At 42.4% G+C, this 18887-nt stretch carries 14 protein-coding genes; 3 read left to right on the top strand and 11 right to left on the bottom strand.

What is annotated here, in order from left to right; translation table 11 throughout:
• Positions 1-283: 283 nt before the first annotated feature.
• The 5 genes from CHF41_RS10035 to dhaS form a co-directional block, all read right to left on the bottom strand.
• Complete coding sequence (locus tag CHF41_RS10035; protein WP_162911906.1) at positions 284-421, bottom strand: hypothetical protein; 138 nt, start codon at positions 419-421, stop codon at positions 284-286.
• Positions 422-570: 149 nt separating this feature from the next.
• Complete coding sequence (locus CHF41_RS01750; protein WP_119875754.1) at positions 571-1443, bottom strand: helix-turn-helix domain-containing protein; 873 nt, start codon at positions 1441-1443, stop codon at positions 571-573.
• A gap of 157 nt (positions 1444-1600) precedes the next feature.
• Positions 1601-5995 (bottom strand): PolC-type DNA polymerase III, encoded by a 4395-nt coding sequence (locus tag CHF41_RS01745; RefSeq protein WP_119875753.1) that lies wholly within the window; start codon positions 5993-5995, stop codon positions 1601-1603.
• Between the two features lie 336 nt (positions 5996-6331).
• Positions 6332-7321: a DhaKLM operon coactivator DhaQ gene (gene dhaQ / locus CHF41_RS01740; protein WP_119875752.1), complete on the bottom strand. Its 990-nt coding sequence runs from the start codon at positions 7319-7321 to the stop codon at positions 6332-6334.
• Complete coding sequence (dhaS, locus tag CHF41_RS01735; RefSeq protein WP_119875751.1) at positions 7322-7876, bottom strand: dihydroxyacetone kinase transcriptional activator DhaS; 555 nt, start codon at positions 7874-7876, stop codon at positions 7322-7324.
• Between the two features lie 270 nt (positions 7877-8146).
• On the opposite strand from dhaS, the gene dhaK reads away from it, so the two are divergent.
• Genes dhaK through dhaM form a run of 3 tightly spaced genes read left to right on the top strand, consistent with a single transcriptional unit; the run spans position 8147 to position 10096 of the window.
• Positions 8147-9136, top strand: a complete 990-nt coding sequence (gene dhaK / locus CHF41_RS01730; RefSeq protein ID WP_119875750.1) for a dihydroxyacetone kinase subunit DhaK — start codon at positions 8147-8149, stop codon at positions 9134-9136.
• A gap of 10 nt (positions 9137-9146) precedes the next feature.
• Positions 9147-9725 (top strand): dihydroxyacetone kinase subunit DhaL, encoded by a 579-nt coding sequence (dhaL, locus tag CHF41_RS01725; protein ID WP_119875749.1) that lies wholly within the window; start codon positions 9147-9149, stop codon positions 9723-9725.
• Positions 9722-10096, top strand: a complete 375-nt coding sequence (gene dhaM, locus CHF41_RS01720; RefSeq protein ID WP_119875748.1) for a dihydroxyacetone kinase phosphoryl donor subunit DhaM — start codon at positions 9722-9724, stop codon at positions 10094-10096. Before dhaL ends, dhaM begins: the two co-directional genes overlap by 4 nt.
• Before the next feature lie 176 nt (positions 10097-10272).
• Here the strand turns inward: dhaM and tnpA are convergent, their stop codons facing one another.
• From tnpA to CHF41_RS01685, 6 genes are all read right to left on the bottom strand, one after another.
• The gene (tnpA, locus tag CHF41_RS01715) at positions 10273-10746 is read right to left on the bottom strand and encodes an IS200/IS605 family transposase (RefSeq protein ID WP_119875747.1); all 474 of its coding nucleotides are present in this window, start codon (positions 10744-10746) and stop codon (positions 10273-10275) included.
• 182 nt (positions 10747-10928) lie between these two features.
• Positions 10929-13229, bottom strand: coding sequence for a SpaA isopeptide-forming pilin-related protein (locus CHF41_RS01705; protein ID WP_162911905.1), 2301 nt, complete (start codon positions 13227-13229; stop codon positions 10929-10931).
• A gap of 815 nt (positions 13230-14044) precedes the next feature.
• Positions 14045-15901, bottom strand: a complete 1857-nt coding sequence (locus CHF41_RS01700) for a proline--tRNA ligase (protein ID WP_119875744.1) — start codon at positions 15899-15901, stop codon at positions 14045-14047.
• Positions 15902-15930: 29 nt separating this feature from the next.
• Positions 15931-17190 carry an RIP metalloprotease RseP gene (gene rseP / locus CHF41_RS01695; protein WP_119875743.1) on the bottom strand — a complete coding sequence of 420 codons (1260 nt, stop codon included), beginning with the start codon at positions 17188-17190 and terminating at the stop codon, positions 15931-15933.
• 9 nt (positions 17191-17199) lie between these two features.
• The gene (locus tag CHF41_RS01690; protein ID WP_119875742.1) at positions 17200-18006 is read right to left on the bottom strand and encodes a phosphatidate cytidylyltransferase; all 807 of its coding nucleotides are present in this window, start codon (positions 18004-18006) and stop codon (positions 17200-17202) included.
• 12 nt (positions 18007-18018) lie between these two features.
• Positions 18019-18774 carry an isoprenyl transferase gene (locus CHF41_RS01685; protein WP_119875741.1) on the bottom strand — a complete coding sequence of 252 codons (756 nt, stop codon included), beginning with the start codon at positions 18772-18774 and terminating at the stop codon, positions 18019-18021.
• Positions 18775-18887 lie beyond the last annotated feature (113 nt).

Here is an 18887-nt window from a genome sequence, read left to right as displayed (position 1 = left end):
AACTTGAAAGTCTAATTATCAATCCGAGAAAAGATTAAATTCCACAAAGCTAAAAAATTATAAATAAAGAAGCTGAGAATTGGCCCCAGCCTCAATACTATAAAAATTAGCTTACAGTATGCGTACAAGTGAAATCACAGAGACGCTCAACGACATCTTGATCCATTTGAACAGGCAATTTTTCAAGTTCCATTAAAGTGTTCATTTTATTTTCCTCCTTCTAACTAAGATTTAGATTTTTTCCCGGTGAGGATAAACTCTATAAACCTCAATAATCTCTTTCTTATTCAACAATCCCATTTGCAGGTCCTGGATCAATTTCATTCATTGGTCTAGATTTATTAATTCCACCATTACCAATAGCTAAAATCAATCCTCCCAACAAAGACATAACGATGAGTTTCTTTAAAAACTTCTTCATAAGAATCTCCTTTACTTTCTAATAGATTTATTTTAGCATTTAAAAACATGTTTGTCAATTATTTTTATAATCTTTTTGTATATTTTAAGATAAAATATATTTTATTGGATAAATCAAAAAAAACGATGCCTTAGGACATCGTTATGTGCTTATTCTTTAAAATTGTCTGCAAGGTAGTGCTCTACCTTGAGGGCCATCTCCTTGTTCTCGTCTAAATTCCTATAGATAAATTGTGCTGTTTCAAAGTAACTTTTAACTACCGTTTTATCTGAGAAATCCTGACCCATATTCCCTAGCAGTACAAATAAATCTGCCAACAAATAGGTGCTTTGATGGTCTTGACAAAACTTAATGGTAGCTGTTGTTTGTTTAATGGCTGATTCTATATCTTTTTGTAACCATAAATAACGGCTTAGGTTATAGTTGAATTTGATGGAAAGTTCCAATTCCTCAATCGTCTGCAAGGTAAGTTGCTGTACGTAAGTCATCAGCTCTTCCTTTATTCCATCAAATCTAGCTAGGTTATCCGTGTCATAATAGAAATTAAAAAGAGTATTGGCGAGTTGAAGATAGTTTATATCTACTTTATGAAGCGATTGCAATGCCTTCTCAAGCCTTGCTATCGCTTCTTCTTTCCAGTCATAGAAATAGAAATCAACCAAAGAACCGATCCACTCCAAATATAGCTTCCCTGATAGTGACAAGCGATGGCCTGTCTCTTTCTCTAATTCATAGACGTACTTCAAGGATTCATAGTTTCTTTGAGAGATGAAAGTCTTGGCTATTTTTTTAAACTCAAGAAGCTCTGTACTTTTATTTGAAACTTGCTCATCAAAAAAGTAGTCCATACTAACATTTAGTTTTTTAGATAACTCATATAAGACTTCTGAACCCGGGGTATACTCCCCGTTTTCCAATCTACTGATTTGGCCTTGCTTACAAATCCCTTCGGCCAATTCTTTTTGGGATAACTTCAATTCTTTTCTTCTGTACTTTATCCTCGTAGCTAACAGAGTTCTCATTTTCCTTCCTCCCATCAATCATTCATAACACATTCTACCATGATTTCAAAATAAATTCAAATACTGCATTAAGAATATACGTTTTAGCATTTTGCTGCCTGGTCATTTTGAACTCTAAAAAACCATTTTGGGCTTTCCAAAATGGTTTTTTCAGTCCTTAAAACAACTCATCAAACAGGCTCAACTGGTTGTCCTCTGGCATATTGCCTAAAATCCCCATTTCATCGAGCTTGTCGACAAGGGTTGCGGAGAGGCCGCCGCGTTTGCGCAACTCGGTCTTCGACAGAAATTCGCCTTCTTCACGCGCCTTGACGACTTGGCGAGCAACGTTTTCGCCCAGTCCATCCATAGCGACAAAGGGCGGTATCAAGGTATCGCCTTCGATTTGGAATTCAGTCGCATCAGATCGGTACAAGTCTAGCTTGCCAAATTTAAAGCCGCGTTCCAGCATTTCATTGACAATTTCAAGCGTGGTAAAGAGGTCCTGCTCTACGTTACTTGCTTCATTGTTTTTCTTCTTGATGGTGATTTCTTCCATTTTTGCCTTGACTCGGTCTAAGCCACCAGACATGGTAGCAAGATCAAAGGCCTTGGCACGAATCGAAAAATAAGCACAGTAATAATAAATCGGATGATGCACTTTAAAGTAGGCTACACGAAGCGCCATCATAACGTAGGCTGCCGCATGGGCTTTGGGGAACATGTACTTAATTTTTCCACAGGATTCAATGTACCAATCTGGGACATTATTGTCTTTCATGGCTTGGATATAGCCATTGCGCTCCTCCTCGGAAATTTTGAGCCAGGCTCCCTTACGCACTCGTTCCATAATGTTAAAGGCCATTTTTGGAGGAAGTCCTGCGTGCATGAGGTAGACCATGATGTCGTCCCGACAGCCGATAACCGTAGACAAGTCCGCAATGCCTGCCTTAATCAAATCTTGGGCATTTCCTAGCCATACGTCTGTTCCATGTGATAGACCAGATAATTGCAAGAGTTCTGAAAAGGTTGTCGGATGCGTTTCTTCAACCATGCCACGGACAAAGTTGGTTCCAAATTCAGGAATTCCTAGCATACCTGTCGGTGTGCCAATCTGCTCAGGTGTCACCCCTAACACTTCCGTTCCAGAAAAGAGGGCCATCACTCCTTTGTCATCTGCTGGAATGGTCTGTGGGTCAATGCCTGACAAGTCTTGGAGTTTTCGAATCATAGTTGGGTCATCATGTCCCAGTACATCAAGCTTCAAGACGTTTTCATCAATATCGTGGAAGTTGAAGTGGGTTGTCTGCCAACTAGCAGTCAAGTCATCTGCTGGATATTGGACAGGGGTAAAATCATAGACATCCATATAGTTTGGAATAACAACGATTCCTCCCGGGTGCTGACCGGTTGTCCGCTTGACCCCAGCTGCACCAGCTGCCAAGCGCTCCACTTCTACATCACGGTAGAATTTACTATAGTCCCGCTCATAACCACGGACATAGCCGTAAGCCGTTTTTGCCGCAACCGTACCAACTGTTCCAGCCCGAAAGGCGTATTGGTCACCGAAGATTTTCCGAACGTCCAAGTGGGCATCTGGCTGGTCATCTCCTGAGAAGTTCAAGTCGATATCGGGTACCTTATCTCCGTCAAATCCTAAGAAAGTTTCAAAGGGAATATCCTGCCCGTCTTTGGCATATTTGTAACCACATTCTGGACAATCCTTGTCTGGCATGTCAAAGCCAGAACCGTAGGACCCGTCTGTAATGAACTCACTATGCTGGCAATTTGGACAGACATAATGCGGTGGCATAGGATTGACCTCGGTAATCCCAATCATAGTAGCAACAAAGCTCGAACCAACAGACCCTCGGGAACCAACGAGGTAACCACGGTCATTGGAGCGCGTTACCAACATCTGCGAAGCCAGATAAATCACGGCAAAGCCATTCCCCAAAATCGAAGTCAGCTCTTTTTCAATCCGCAAATCAATAATGTCTGGCAAAGGATTGCCGTAGATTTCAAAGGCTTTTTTGTAGGTTAATTCTGCCACCCGCTCTTCGGCATTTTCCAGATAAGGAGTATAGAGGTCTTTTTTGACCACTTCAACCTCGTCAAAACGATCAAGCATGGTATTTGGATTGGTAATGACGATTTCGCGCGCCAATTCTTCACCTAAAAAAGCAAATTCATCCAGCATTTCATTAGTCGTGCGGAAATGAGCTTTAGGTAGAGGAGCTGGCTGAGCATTTTCTCCGTGACCAATGGTTCGATTAATCATCGCCCCTTGTCCCAAGGAACGTACGATAATCTCACGGTAAATCTCTTCTTCGGGATCAATGTAGTGGACATTTCCTGTCGCAAGAATAGGCAGATTCGCCCTGCGCCCCACTTCAATCAAGTTCTTGATCATGGCCTCAATCTCTGCCATATCCTTGAACTGCTCCTTGGCAATCATGGGTGCATAGAGGGCGGGCGGCATGACTTCTATAAAATCATAGTAGCTTGCTACCTTGACTGCCTCGTCAATTCCTTTTGAAAGCAATTCATCAAAGACTTCGCCCTCTTGGCAGGCTGTCCCTAATATTAAGCCCTCACGGTATTCATTTAAGACCGTCCGCGGAATCCGTGGTACTCCTTCAAAATACTTGGTGTTGGAGAGGGACACTAGCTTGAAGATATTTTTCAAGCCCACCTGATTGGTGACATAGACAGTCGCGTGTTTGACCCTTGCTTTTTTGTAGGAATCTTCTGCGATTAACTCGGTATTTAATTGGCTTAAACAGCTGATGTTGTGTTTTTCAAGGGCATCTTTTAAGAAGATAAAAAGGAGTCGTCCTGTTGCTTCCGCATCATAATTGGCCATGTGGTGATGCTCAAGCGCTACGCCAAACCGCTTGGTCAGAGGCCCAAGACCATGTCGCTTGTATTCTGGATAGAGGTTGCGAGCAAATTCTAGGGTATCGATGACAGGTTGAGTAATGGTCGGCATGCCTGCTCGCTCATAATTGACATCCATAAAGCCGACGTCAAAGGTCGCATTGTGGGCCACAAGGACTGAACCCTCGCAGAAGGCTTGAAATTCCTGCAAGACCTGCTTAAGTGGTTTGGCATTTCTGACATGCTCATCGGTAATTCCTGTCAAGTCCGTCGTAAACTGGCTCAATGGGTGACCTGGATTGATAAATTCATCAAATTCAGCAATCACATTACCCTTGTGCATCTTAGACGCCGCAATCTGAATCAGGCTATTATAAACCGCAGAAAGTCCTGTCGTCTCCACGTCAAAGACCACGTAGGTCACATCAGACAAGTCAAGTTCTGCTTCATTGTAGACAATCGGTACACTGTCTTCTACGATATTGGCTTCCATACCAAAGAGGGCCTTGATTCCCGCCTTGCGGGCAGCGTGATAACCATGGGGGAAAGATTGAACATTTCCGTGGTCCGTAATGGCAATGGCCTTATGTCCCCACTTAGCAGCTCTAGCAATCAAGTCTTCAACTGCTGGTAGGGCATCCATGGTCGACATATTGGTATGGGCATGAAATTCCACGCGCTTTTGGTCATCAGGCATTAGGTCCTTACGGATATCGCGCTTAACTTCTTGAATCTCCTGAACATTCATCGTCAGGTCACGCGTGAAATTATTGGTTTCGATATTGCCGCGCACACGGAGCCAATTCCCTTTTTTCACCATGTCAAATTTCTGCGCTTCTTCTTCATTTTTCGCCCATTTTTGCATGGAAAAAGAAGAGGTATAGTCGGTCATCTTAAAATTGATAATGACCCGCCCTGTCCGTGTCGTCCGTTGTTCCACATCAAAGACCAAGCCCTCAAAGACAATGCGATTTTCCTCCGTATCAATCTCAATCATCGGTGTAATCTCAGATTTTTCAAGGCTAACCTTGCGCGGAGCTTGCTTTTTAAATTCTTGGAAACTTGGCTGCGGACTGGCTTCTGGAGGCGGTGCCATCTGGGCTAATTGCTCCATTGCTTCCAAAGTTTCCTGGCTGGCTTTTTGGAGGATTTCTTCATTTTGCGCGTGGAATTCCTCAACCTGAGCCTTGGTCATCTCCTCGCAAACCTCGATATCGACTGCAAGATTAGCAAAGCCAAAGCGGGCAAATTGCTCGACCAAGTTTGGCAAATGATTCTTTCTGAAATGCGGTGTATCAATAGAAGCTGGCCCTTTTATCCACAAGACCCCGTCACGAAATGCGACTGGCAAGGATTGAAAAACAGAGCGAAAACCTGCACTCTGGCACAACTCTTCTGTAAAGGCTTCTGTATAGTAGGCCTCAACTAAGGCTGGTTCAAACGTCTCTTGGCTTGTTACGAAAGAAAAACGTGCCTGATTGCCCGTTTTTTGAAACTCGTTGAGAAGCTTGGCCTTAAACAATTGATAATGGGGCAAGGGCAAGGGCGCTTCAAACCGAAAGGTAAAATCCCAGACCTTACTTTTTTTATGTACCAAGACCTGCTCAATCTTGGCATTTGAAAAGGCGCTTGACTCTTTCAGCTCAAGCGGTAGACCAATTTGATTTAATAGTAATTGAAAGGTATCTGTCATTCTCATATCCCTTGTCTTTCTATTCTCTCTATTTTACCACAAGTTCCCCCATTCTTCCACAGCCACTACCAGAGCAACGCAAGGAAGAAATTTTCGATAAAAAATCCAAGACTTGAAACAGAGAGAAAAATATTTCAACAAAAAATGTCAGACTGGGGACACAGGAAAAACACAACTGCCCTTCGAAGACTCTTGTAAAGAGCTGTTATGCGAATCAGCGCACAAAAAGCCTCTTAAAAAGAGACTTATATAATACACAATACTATTTAGAAAAAATAATTTTTAACATTGCTCTTGTGTCATTTTAGGACCGAATCCTACCTTCTTCTATCCAGTCTACCAAGCTGGTGCCGTGGTTTTTTCCTGTAAATACTCAAGCCAGACTGGGTCCTTGACACGGCAAAGGGTAACGGACAGCCCTGCCATGTCTAAGCTAGTCGCAAACCGTCCTGTCTTGATAAAGGGAAGCCGCAAACCTTCCAAATCCAATAATTGGCAAATATCATTCAGAAAGACACCTTGTTCTAACTCAGAAATCGTCCCTAAATTATTCACCAAGAGGATAAACTCTTCCCCCTCCTGCCAGCGGAAACGCAGTTTTAACTTATTGACAATTTCATTAGCCAATTGCTCTGATGATTCAAAGGGAACCGTCCGATAGCCTTCTTCACCATGAATACCGATACCATACGAAATCTGCCCTTCTTCTAGCTCAAATAAAGGCTGTGCTGCTTGAGGAAAACGTGCTGATTTCCTTGCAAAACCAATCGTCGCAATCTCTGTTGACAAGGCTAAAGCCAGTTGTTCTAAGTCATCCAAGGATAGACCTGACTGGGCGGCCGCCCCTACAATTTTGTGCAGTAAAATGGTTCCTGCTAGCCCTCTATGTCGCTTTTGAAAATTCTTTTTGGTATCGACAGAAATATCATCGTGGGACACAATATACTTAACTGGAATGCCTTCTTGACGCGCTTGATGGATAGCCTCCTGAAAAACCAGTAGATCTGCTTCAAAATTTTTAACGATAACAAAAACGCCGCTTCCTTTATGTACATGCCGAATCGTACGTAAGATTTGATCAGCAGTCGGTGGAATAAAGACTTCGCCATAAACTGCCGCTGTCAGCATTCCCTGCCCTACAAAGCCTAGATGCATGGGTTCATGACCAGCACCACCGCCCGAAATTAAGGGGACATAGGCCTTGTCTTGCTTCTTCAAGGCGATAATAGGCTCTTGGTCTAGCCGCTCAAGTTCGGGATGAGTCAGCAAGAAACCATCTATATATTGAGAAATAACGTGATGAGCTTGATTAATAATGGCAACCATTTACTTCCCCTTTCCTTCTCTAACGGATCTTGTGACCACTTGCACCAAATAAGGGTATTGCTCACAAAGTTTACAGGGACGCTGACGAATCCCCTGCTCAATCAAGGAGAGAAGCGCTCCCGCATGATACGAGACTAAGAATTGCACATAGTTCTCCTCTAAGTCCACATGCTCCTGACTTTGTACCTCTCGAAGAATCTTCTCTACTAAAATCTGACAATAGCCGTCTAGGTAGGCAACAAAAGCATTTTGGCCCTTGATTTCAAACAGCTGTACATAAAAAGACTGATTTCGTTCAATATAGTAAAGCAATTCATCGAGCAAGGTCAAACCACTGATATAGTTGAGATTATCTGTGACCTGCTCCTGCAACTCCGTCTCAAAAATCCAATCCAGCAATTCATATTTATCCAAAAAATAATTATAAAAAGTTTGGCGACGCATGTTGGCTTCCTGCATAATATCCACAACCGATAGTTTGTCAAAGCTCTTTTGGACTAGTTGCTGTTTAAAGGCCTTTGCTATCCGCTTCTTTGTAATCAGAGATGTTCCCATGCCTTACTCTTTTCTTACCCTTCCATTCAACCGAAAAACGATTTGAGACCCTATCAAAATCTCCCAGTCATTCTATTTCTACCTTACCATATTTTCCCAAAAATCCAAAGGGACAGACAGCCTATTTTGTCCCTTTCTTTTTACCTTAAAATCCAGTATACTGTAAGCGTAATCATTACTATTGTCATAGAAATAGATTGGCTCTTTCGAACTTCCACCTTCCTAGGGCTAATCTCTTCTTATGACTCATATTCATTAGGAGGAATACTCATGAAAAAAATTATCAATCAGCCAGAGCACGTTGTCGATGAAATGCTTCAAGGCCTTGTTTTTATGCATGGGCAATTGGTCGATCGCTTAGACGGCTATGATGTCATCGTTCGAAAAGCTGAAAAACGTGGCAAAGTTGGGCTCATCTCAGGTGGAGGCTCTGGTCACGAGCCGTCTCACGCAGGATTTGTTGGACGCGGAATGCTATCAGCTGCTGTCTGTGGAGCTGTCTTTACTTCCCCAACACCAGATCAAATCTTGGAAGCAATCAAAGCAGCTGACGAAGGTGCAGGCGTATTTATGGTCATCAAAAACTATTCTGGTGACATTATGAACTTCGAAATGGCACAGGAATTGGCTGAAATGGAAGGCATTGAAGTCGCAAGCGTCGTCGTTGATGATGATATTGCAGTCGAAAATAGCCTCTATACACAAGGTCGCCGTGGTGTTGCTGGAACGATTTTAGTCCATAAGATTCTGGGTTATGCTGCAGAAACAGGAAAATCCCTAGCTGAAATCAAAGAGTTGGCAGATAAACTTGTTCCTCAGATTAAAACCATTGGATTAGCCCTTTCAGGAGCTACTGTTCCTGAAGTTGGAAAACCAGGTTTTGTCCTAGAAGAAGATGAATTTGAATACGGTGTTGGTATCCACGGTGAACCGGGCTATAAGAAAGAAAAACTCCAACCGTCTAAAGAATTGGCTGAAGAATTAGTTGCTAAATTACTCCAAGATTTTGAAGCCAAAGCAGGCGAGAAATACGGTCTTCTTATCAACGGTCTCGGGGCTACACCACTTATGGAACAGTATGTTTTTGCTAACGATGTCGCACAACTCTTAGAGAGTCAGCAAATTGAAGTAGTCTACCATAAAATTGGAAACTATATGACATCAATCGATATGGCAGGGCTATCCCTTACCCTCATTCAATTAAAAGATAGTAGCTGGTTGGAGGCTTTAGAAGCAGCAGTTGAAACCCCAGCTTGGTAAAGGAGAAAGAATGGAGACACAAGCAGTATTCAAATGGATGCAATTATTTGCGCAAAAAATCCAAGAAAATAAAGACTTGTTGAGCGAGTTAGATACACCGATTGGAGACGGTGACCACGGTGGTAATATGGCACGAGGCATGGCAGCGGTCATGGAAGAATTAGCGGGAAAGGAATTTGCTAGTTCCGATCAAATCTTTAAAGTGGTGTCCATGCAACTGCTCAGTAAGGTCGGTGGAGCTTCTGGACCACTTTACGGTTCAGCTTTCATGGGACTAACCAAGAGTGCACAAGCGAATGCTTCTCTCCCTGATAGCCTTCAAGCTGGACTTGACATGATTCAAAAACGAGGAAAGGCAGAAGTCGGTGAAAAAACGATGGTCGATGTCTGGACCCCTGTCATCGCTGATCTAAAAGCAGGGCAGCTCAGTCTAGAATCTATCCGAGCAGCCGTTGACAGCACCAAGGACTTACAGGCTACAAAGGGACGAGCTTCTTACGTTGGCGAGCGTTCTATTGGACATATCGATCCTGGTTCCTACTCTTCTGGTCTTCTTTTTGAAGCATTGGTGGAGGCTGGACTGGTATGACACAAATTGGTATCGTCCTTGTCTCGCACTCTCAGCATCTCGCACAAGGAGTTGTTGATTTAATCTCCGAAGTTGCAAAAGATGTCCCACTTACCTATTGTGGTGGGCTAGAAGACGGCAGTATCGGAACGGAATTTTCCCGAGTAGAAGAAACTGTCGCAAATAATCCAGCAGACACCATCCTTGCCTTCTTTGATTTAGGAAGCGCTCGGATGAACATGGAAATGGTCACTGATTTCTCTGACAAAGACATCCATATCCAATCTGTCCCTGTTGTCGAAGGTAGCTACACCGCAGCAGCCTTGCTTCAAGCAGGCGCCTCTCTCGAAGCCGTTCTTGAGCAGCTAGCAACACTACAGATTACCAAATAATAACGTCACAGCCTCACTCTAGTATAGTGTTAAATCACAGTCATAACCACCCGTGAAAACGGGTGGCTTGTACACCGGCTATAAGCCGTTTCCCTCCAGCGGGCGTCTAAAGACGCTCGCTGAACTTCGTTCAGGTTAGCTTCTATTACTTGACTAATGCCCGTAACAACAGGCTTTTATCTTGTTCTAAAACCTCCATCTGAAAATGGATCTTCATACTCTTTAACACTCAACTTATCAAGAGCGATGTCAGTCTTTTCCTGCTCACGGATATACTTCGCAACAGTTTTCTCGTTTAATCCTACCGTACTGACGTAATAGCCTCTTGCCCAAAACTTGCGATTTCCATACTTATATTTTAAATTCGCATGTTTATCAAATATCATTAAGGCACTTTTACTTTTCAGATAGCCCATAAAATCAGAAATCGCAAGTTTTGGAGGAATGAGAACTAACATGTGAACATGATCTGACATCATGTGACCTTCAATAATTTCAACTCCTTTATATTGGCATAGATGACGGAAAATCTTGATTAAATCCTGCCTAATGTTGTAGTATATGGCTTTTCTTCGGTACTTCGGTGTGAAGACAATATGATATTTGCACATCCATTTGGTGTGTGATAAACTATAACTACTTTTAGTCATTTATTTTTCCTCCTTTGTCTAACCTGAACAATTAGATTATACTAGGAAAAATAAATGAAAGCTAGAAGCCTTGTTAGCCACCAGCTTAGCTGGTGGTTTTCTTGTTCTTCTCTGCGAGAAGAACTGGCTTGAAGCCATAATAGAAAAAGAAAGGGAACTCCCTTTCTTTTTAACTATTCAGCTTATTTTACTTTTTTTGCACGATATACAAATCCTGCAAGAGCAAGCAAAGCAAGTCCTAGGACACCCATCCAGATAGAAGCTGTTTCACCTGTACGTGGAAGGATGACTTTTGGTCGTCCTGATACACTACCACCCGGTGGTGGGGTTTGACCAGATGACATTGGTACTGATGTACTGCTTGAAGGTTCAGTTGAAGAACTTGGTTCTGTTGAGGATGAGCTTGGTTCTGTTGAAGAACTTGGCTCCGTCGATGATGAGCTTGGCTCTGTTGAAGAACTTGGTTCTGTTGATGACGGTGGTGGGGTTTGTTTTTTCTTATTCGCAAACTTACCAAGGTCAACAGTCTGACCATCTTCAGAAATCGTTACTTCACGAGTCTCTGTGCTCAAAACATAACCCTTAATGGTTGATTTTTCAGCAAGAGTGTATGTTCCATGAAGAACATCCTTGAAAGTCGCTGTCCCGCGTGAGTCAGTTTTTGCCTCTGCGACAATTTTATCACCTTGTTTCAAGACAAAGACAACGCCTGGCAATACTTTAAATTCATCATCTGCATCAACTTTTGTAACGGTTACGCTACCCTTAATTTGATGGTTTTCAAATGTTTTCAAGTCCACAACTTGACCCACTTCTGTGATTTTGACAGGGCGTGTTTCACCGCTCAAAACATAGCCGTCAACCGTCGCAACCTCAACCAGTGTGTAGTCTCCATAAGGAACGTTGTCAAATTGAGCTACTCCATTTTCACCTGTTGTTGCTCGTGCTACTTCAGTTTCACCTTGTTTCAAGGCAAAGACAACGCCCGGTAACATTTTAGACTTATCATCTCTATCGACTTTGGTTACTTTAACACTACCTGTTCCCACGTTTTCAACCTGATAAGTGAAAATTGCTGGTTTGGTATCATCAAGTGCAACTGCCTTTGGCTCGCTATCGAGCACGTATCCTGCTGGAGCTTCAAGCTCAGTAACGGTATAGTTTCCAAACTCAAGGTTTGTAAGCTTTGCTTCACCTTTTTCATCTGTAGTAACTGTAGTATCAACTGTACCCGCTTCATTGCGGACTGCAAATTTGACACCTGCTAAGACCTTATCCTTGTTAAGGCTATCCACCTTTTTGATTGTCAAATCTTTCTTTGGAACACAAAGATTTGGCTCTGTAAAATCACCCTTTGCAACCGCTTTTGCCCACTCGACAGTATCTTCGTTTGTCATATAAACTCCGATACCTCGAGCTGTACCTTGGTAAGTCGCAGTTACTTGATGCCAAACTCCAATATCAGGAACATAATTTCCACGTGCCACAACAACATACTTGGTATGAGTGTTGTTTGCAGTAGTATACTCAATATCCTTATTATTTCTACCTGTTACTTTCGTCGTAAATTGATTTGTCACATCTGTCCAAGTATCGCTATAGGAACGGAAACTACCATCAAGCAATTCACCTTCTGGAACCGCATAGATGGTTAGGTGACTATCATCTCTGCGCGTAATTCTTGAATCATTATCATAAAGGAACTTCAGTTCGTTCCCAGTTCCTGAAACATGTACGCTTGTTACAGTTGTAAAAGTAGTCGTGATAGGATTAATTTCAGTCAATTTTGTAACAACTGCTACTGGAATTGATTGATTAACACTGTTAAAGCGAGTCACGTCGGCAAGCGACCAGTTATCCAAATAGTAGCTATACGAAGATGGATGACCTGCATAGGTTCCGTTAAAGGTATAGTTTTGATTTCCACGAAGTTTATCTTGGTGCAACGTTTCAACATACTGCGTATGAATTTGAATATCTTTATGATTTTCTACATAATCTGTGAAGACATAGCGAATAGAATTCGTTGCTGGATCAAAGTGGGCTGTTGCAACTAGCGCACCACTGTTATCCTGTGCATAGATATCTTTTGCACGAGCCAGATTTTGTTGAAGCAAATCTTCAAAGCGAGTTTCTTGTGGCAACTGCACTGTGAAGAAGTCACCCTTTTTCAGTGAACCATCTTCATTCTTCAAAGTACCATCAAAGAAGGTGTGAATCGTTTGATAGTCATTAATTTCCCAGGTTTTATCGCTCGGATCTGAGTAACCTTTTGGGGTACCGTTAACTTTTTCACCATCCCACTTTTTATGTTCGATTTTCACATCTGTGAAAAGAGCATTGACATTTCTACCGATTTTACACGCATCATCAGCGACAACATTAGTCGGCGCATCTGAATCAACTGCGAATACCTGACCTACACCACCGATATTACTGACTAGCAATCCTAGCGTGGCAGCAAGGTATACGAACTTTTTCAAAAGTTTTTTCATATTGTTCACAATCCTTATTGTTTATTATTGATTTTATATAGACATCCTCTACCTTAAAAAGATTCGAAGTGCCAGCTTTATTCCATCTCCTGTAAATGCCAGATAGTCTTATCTCTCGCTCTATTTGCCTGCGTGAGATGGTTTTGAAAGACTCTTATGGCTTTACACAAGATAGAAATAAATATCTTATCTGTCATTATTAACTCATATAAATTAATGATTCGAAGCGTTCAAGCCGTATCTAGCTTGAATTACATCCGCTCACTACTACACCTAAAAAGAGGTGGTGTGACTATTTCTACAACTATATCTCTTTGTATATAAAATACAGTCTCCTTTCTCCATATACTTCTGTGTCATCTCAGTCCCATCAAGCGTCTGTCACAAAAACTAGACTCCATACAATTATCGAAAGCCTAGCTTTTTTAATATTTTCTTGACACTGTTCCCCATTATATCACATTTGGGGGTATGATGTAAACTGTAATTACCTACCTTTATTATACCCCCCCCCGAATTTTTGCAACCTTTTCTTCATACTCTATTACTATCTTAACCTTGTCAATGTAACGAATTTATATGTTTTAAGATTATAAATGGTGGATAAGTTGGTTATTTTTGAATTTCAATGAGCATAATAAAAATATGGGAACTCAAACAAGAAAAAAACTCTTAATAATACCGCTATGTCAGCATTTCTAAGAGTTTCTGTTATATGGTAATCAACCCTAAAAATAAACATTTTTCTATCTCTAATAGGGTTTATCTACGTTCTTGACTCAACCAAAAGATTGAGATTCCATTTATTTATTCGATAAGATTTTCAAAGTTTCAAGCAATTGGTCTACATGAACTTCGACTGTATCGCCAGTTCCTTTAATTTTCACTTCAACAATGCCTTCTGCTGCTTTTTTACCAACTGTTACACGGATTGGCAGACCAATCAAGTCACTGTCTGAGAATTTCACACCAACACGCTCATTGCGGTCATCGGTCAAGACCTCATAACCAGCACCCACCAAGCTCTCTTCAATGGATTGGGTCAAGCTCATGGCTACTTCGTCCTTGACATTGACCGGAATCAAATGCACATCAAATGGTGCCAATTCTTTCGGGAAGTTAATTCCCCAAGAAAAGCGATATTCGCCTTTAGGTGTCTTATTGACAAAGAGACGGGCATGTTGCTCTAAGACTGCTGACAAGAGGCGGCTCACACCGATACCGTAACACCCCATGATGATTGGAACAGCGCGACCATTTTCATCTAAAATCGTCGCATTCATGCTGTCTGAATAGCGCGTCCCCAGTTTAAATATATGTCCGATTTCGATTCCGCGCGCGAATTGCAAAATCCCTTTACCGTCTGGTGAAGGTTCCCCCTCCTTGACCTCACGAATGTCAACATATTCTGTGACCTGATAGTCACGACCCGCATTTACACCAGTATAGTGGAAGCCGTCTTCATTAGCACCAACCACAGCATTTTTAAGACCTTCCACCTTTCGGTCAGCAATGATTTTCACATTTTCTGGAAGTCCAACTGGTCCTAAGGAACCAACGTTTGCCCCAAAGACACCAACTGCCTCTTCTGGTGTTGCAATCTCAAAGAAATCGACTCCCAAATGGTTTTTCAATTTGACATCATTGACTTGATCATTTCCGACAAGCAAGGCCACGACAGGCTCACCATCTGCCATAAAGAGCATCGTTTTAATCGTTTGCTCTTCAGAAATATTCAAGAAGGCTGCGACTTCATCAATGGTCTTGCTATCAGGCGTTGCCACTTTAACCAAGGCTTCTTCTGCTACAACAAGTTTGCGTGGCTTATGCTCACTCGTTGCCATTTCAAGATTGGCTGCATATCCTGACTCGCTTGAGTAGACAATGGTATCTTCACCTGATACCAACCAAGCTGCTAATTCTTCCTTGATTGCTGTTAGAACTTCTTCAGGAATCTCATCAAAAGAAGCCACAGACTTATCCAGTACTACCCAACGGTCAAGATCCGTACGGTCTGGAGTAATAGCCATAAATTCCTGACTATCCTTACCACCCATGGCACCACCGTCTCCGATAATGGCTTTAAATTCAAGCCCCGCGCGAGTAAAAATTGCCTCATAGGCAGCCTTGTAATCATCATAGGTCTGATCCAAGCTGTCATAGTTAGCATGGAAACTATAGCCGTCTTTCATGATAAATTCCCGACCGCGGAGTAAGCCATTACGTGGACGCTTCTCATCGCGGTATTTGGGCTGGATTTGGTAGATATTGAGCGGTAATTGCTTGTAAGATTGCACCGCATCACGCGCCAACAAGGTCACGGTTTCTTCATGGGTTGGTCCCAAAATAAAGTCAGACCCTTCACGGTTTTTCAATTTGTAGAGGTCATCACCATAGGTATCGTAACGACCTGATTCACGCCAGATGTCTGCTGACAAGAGGGCTGGCGCCAAAAATTCTACAGCACCAATCTTGTCAAATTCCTGACGCATGATGTTTTTTGCTTTTTCAATCACGCGATTCGCAAGCGGCAGATAACTGTAAATCCCTGCTGAAACCTGACGGACATAGCCTGCACGTACCATTAACGCATGACTAATCACCTGTGCATCAGAAGGCATTTCCCGTAGGGTTGGGATGATCATTTTCGATTGTTTCATAAAATTTTTCTCTCCTTTACGTCATTCGTTTAGAAAAATACTCGTAAAATATCATTCCAGGTGACCGCAATCATGAGAATCACCATAATTGCTACACCTGCTAGAGTAATATAAGATTCCGTTTCTTGTTTGAGCGGTTTTCTACGAATAGCTTCGATGAGGTTCATCACGATTTTTCCACCGTCAAGGGCAGGAATCGGAATCAGATTAAAGATTCCTAAGTTAATGGACAACATGGCAAGCAAACGCAAGACCGACCCCCAGCCATTAGCGGCTGCTTGGGAACTAACTTGATAAATAGCTACAGGTCCACCTAGCTTGTTCAAATCAAATTGAGCAATGATATTTTTCAAAGCCGTAACAATCAGCATACTAGTAGCAATCGTTTCCTTGAACCCACCGACAATGTTCGCCACAAATCCTGTCTTCAAAATCGGGGATACCCCTAGATAATAGCTGCCATCTATCTCTTTTGTCGTCACATCAAGGGTCTTTGTCTGTCCTTCATGATTGACCTCAACTGCTAAGGTCGGAGCCGTTTTGGCATCTTGACTAGCTTTGGCAATGGCGCGTGCGATTGCTTCATAATCACGAACCTTTTCACCATTAATAGCAATAATTTGATCGCCTGTCACGACACCAGCCTGCTGAATGGCTCCCTCTTCTGTCACGGTAACCTGATTACTCGTCACATCTGGCACTCCTCCTTGTAGGAAGAAAAAGAGGACAAAAGCAACAAAACCTAGGATAAAGTTGTTCATCGGTCCTGCAAAATTCGTCATCAAACGTCCCCAGATAGAGGCATTTTGATACTGGACATCAAGCGGAGCGATGCGGACTTCTGTCCCGTCTTCCTCCACAATGGTCGCATCGTGGTCTACAGCAAACGTCTTACTTTCATCTAAAACGAGACCTGTGATTTCTAACTGTTCTTCAAAATCATAGGCTGTTACATTCATCGGAAGGCTAGTATTATCTAAGACCTTACTAGAAAGATTGATGCGCGTTACAACACCGTCTGGATTGACACTGAGTGAAACAGGAGTCCCTGTCTTAATCTCTGTCTTGTCTTCGCCCCAACCAGCCATGCGCACATAGCCTCCCAAAGGGAGAATCCGAATGGTGTAGGCAGTCCCATCCTTACCAATATGGGCAAAGATTTTCGGTCCCATTCCAATTGCAAATTCTCGTACAAGAATCCCTGATTTCTTGGCAAAGTAGAAATGCCCAAATTCATGGACAACGACAATCACACCAAAGATTAAAATAAATGCTAAAATTCCCTTCATCATTCCTCCTTAGAATAACCCAAAAAAGTGCATGATAGGAAAGACGAAAATCAAACTATCAAAGCGGTCTAAAATGCCACCATGTCCTGGGATTACTTTCCCTGAATCCTTGACCCCAAAGCGACGTTTAATGGCACTTTCAACCAAATCGCCAAACTGGGCAAAAATAGAAAAGAGCAACACCAAAAGCAACATGGTCACAAGTGAATAGTCTGATGCCACACCTTTATCTATCAAGATAAAAATAAGGGACACAATAACAGCTGAAACAATCCCACCAAGACTTCCTTCTAGCGTCTTATTGGGTGAGACCTTTGGCATGAGCTTGCGCCGTCCAATACGGCTACCAATCATATAAGCCCCGATATCCGTCGCCCAAACGATAAACAAGGCGAAGAGAACCTTATCTAGCCCGTCCATGCGTGCTAAAACCAAATGATGAAAACCGATTCCGACGTAGAAGCTAGAAGCAATTGGAAAAGCCACTTCTGAGTAGGAGTATTTCTGAATATTAAAGACCGTTGAGCCTAGCAGGCAAAAAACCACAATGGCATAGGCTGTATAATTGCCGTCTGCCGGCAAGAAGGTCAGGTAATTTTCTAATGGCAGGGTTAGAACTAAACTTCCCAGCATGGCAAGCAGCCCCTCGATTGAGTTGGGTAATAAGCCGTGCATTTTAAGCAACTCAGCAGTCGCTATCATGGCTAGAAGACCAACAAAGAGCTGGAAAGGCACTCCACCTTTTAACAAAAAAGGAATGAAGATAGCCAAGGCCACTCCCCCAAAAATCACTCGTTTCTGTAAATCCTTTGACATAATTTCTCCCTCTTAGATGCCACCGAAACGTCTATGGCGTCTATTGTATTCTTTTATCGCGTCATGTAGCGCTTTTTCATCAAAATCTGGCCAGGCAGTATCTGTAAAATAAAGCTCGCTGTAAGCGGTTTGCCAGGGTAAAAAATTACTCAAACGCAATTCTCCACTAGTCCTGATAACCAAGTCTGGGTCGCGTAGGCTAGCGGGCAATTTGTTCGTGTAGAGATAGCTAGCAATCAGCTTCTCATCAATGTCTCCCGGATTGAACTCCGAATTTAAGACAGCTTGGGCGATTTCTTTCGTTGCCCGCGTCAGTTCATCACGTCCTCCATAATTCAGGGCAAAGTTCAAAATCAAGCCCGTATTGTGCTTGGTCTTTTCCATGGCATTTTCCATCGCTTTTTTGGTTGCTTCTGGTAGGCGTGAGTGTTCACCAATCATCTGAATTTTAACATTGTTGGCATGCAAATCAGGCACATATTTGTCATAAAATTCAACCGGTAAGTTCATAATAAACTTAACCTCTTTTTCAGGTCGGGTCCAATTTTCTGTTGAAAAAGCATAGACAGTCAGCACCTTGACCCCCATATCAGAGGCTGCCTTGGTAATGTTTTGTAGTGCATCCATGCCTGCCTTATGGCCCATAATCCGTGGCTGCATGCGTTTTTTTGCCCAGCGACCATTCCCGTCCATAATCACGGCAATGTGCTTGGGCACTTGAATTGCGGTTTCTATTGTTTCTTTTTTCTTAAATGGAAAGCGGAACATGTTTTATCCTCACAGTATAATCAGTTTATTATACCATATTTTAATAAAAATGCGAAACTGCTAGGGTTTAGACACCAAACTTCCCCTGTCTAAAAAGAAAAAGCACCTCAGGT

It is taken from the genome of Streptococcus respiraculi, from assembly GCF_003595525.1.
Classification (GTDB): Bacteria; Bacillota; Bacilli; order Lactobacillales; family Streptococcaceae; genus Streptococcus; species Streptococcus respiraculi.
This window is presented reverse-complemented; position numbering and strand designations above follow the sequence as displayed.

Excerpts from the sequence above, each read along its gene's own strand:
- CHF41_RS10035 (WP_162911906.1), bottom strand. The coding sequence starts at position 421 with ATGAAGAAGTTTTTAAAGAAACTCATCGTTATGTCTTTGTTGGGAGGA.
- CHF41_RS01750 (WP_119875754.1), bottom strand. The coding sequence starts at position 1,443 with ATGAGAACTCTGTTAGCTACGAGGATAAAGTACAGAAGAAAAGAATTG.
- CHF41_RS01745 (WP_119875753.1), bottom strand. The coding sequence starts at position 5,995 with ATGACAGATACCTTTCAATTACTATTAAATCAAATTGGTCTACCGCTT.
- dhaQ (WP_119875752.1), bottom strand. The coding sequence starts at position 7,321 with ATGGTTGCCATTATTAATCAAGCTCATCACGTTATTTCTCAATATATA.
- dhaS (WP_119875751.1), bottom strand. The coding sequence starts at position 7,876 with ATGGGAACATCTCTGATTACAAAGAAGCGGATAGCAAAGGCCTTTAAA.
- dhaK (WP_119875750.1), top strand. The coding sequence starts at position 8,147 with ATGAAAAAAATTATCAATCAGCCAGAGCACGTTGTCGATGAAATGCTT.
- dhaL (WP_119875749.1), top strand. The coding sequence starts at position 9,147 with ATGGAGACACAAGCAGTATTCAAATGGATGCAATTATTTGCGCAAAAA.
- dhaM (WP_119875748.1), top strand. The coding sequence starts at position 9,722 with ATGACACAAATTGGTATCGTCCTTGTCTCGCACTCTCAGCATCTCGCA.
- tnpA (WP_119875747.1), bottom strand. The coding sequence starts at position 10,746 with ATGACTAAAAGTAGTTATAGTTTATCACACACCAAATGGATGTGCAAA.
- CHF41_RS01700 (WP_119875744.1), bottom strand. The coding sequence starts at position 15,901 with ATGAAACAATCGAAAATGATCATCCCAACCCTACGGGAAATGCCTTCT.
- rseP (WP_119875743.1), bottom strand. The coding sequence starts at position 17,190 with ATGAAGGGAATTTTAGCATTTATTTTAATCTTTGGTGTGATTGTCGTT.
- CHF41_RS01690 (WP_119875742.1), bottom strand. The coding sequence starts at position 18,006 with ATGTCAAAGGATTTACAGAAACGAGTGATTTTTGGGGGAGTGGCCTTG.
- CHF41_RS01685 (WP_119875741.1), bottom strand. The coding sequence starts at position 18,774 with ATGTTCCGCTTTCCATTTAAGAAAAAAGAAACAATAGAAACCGCAATT.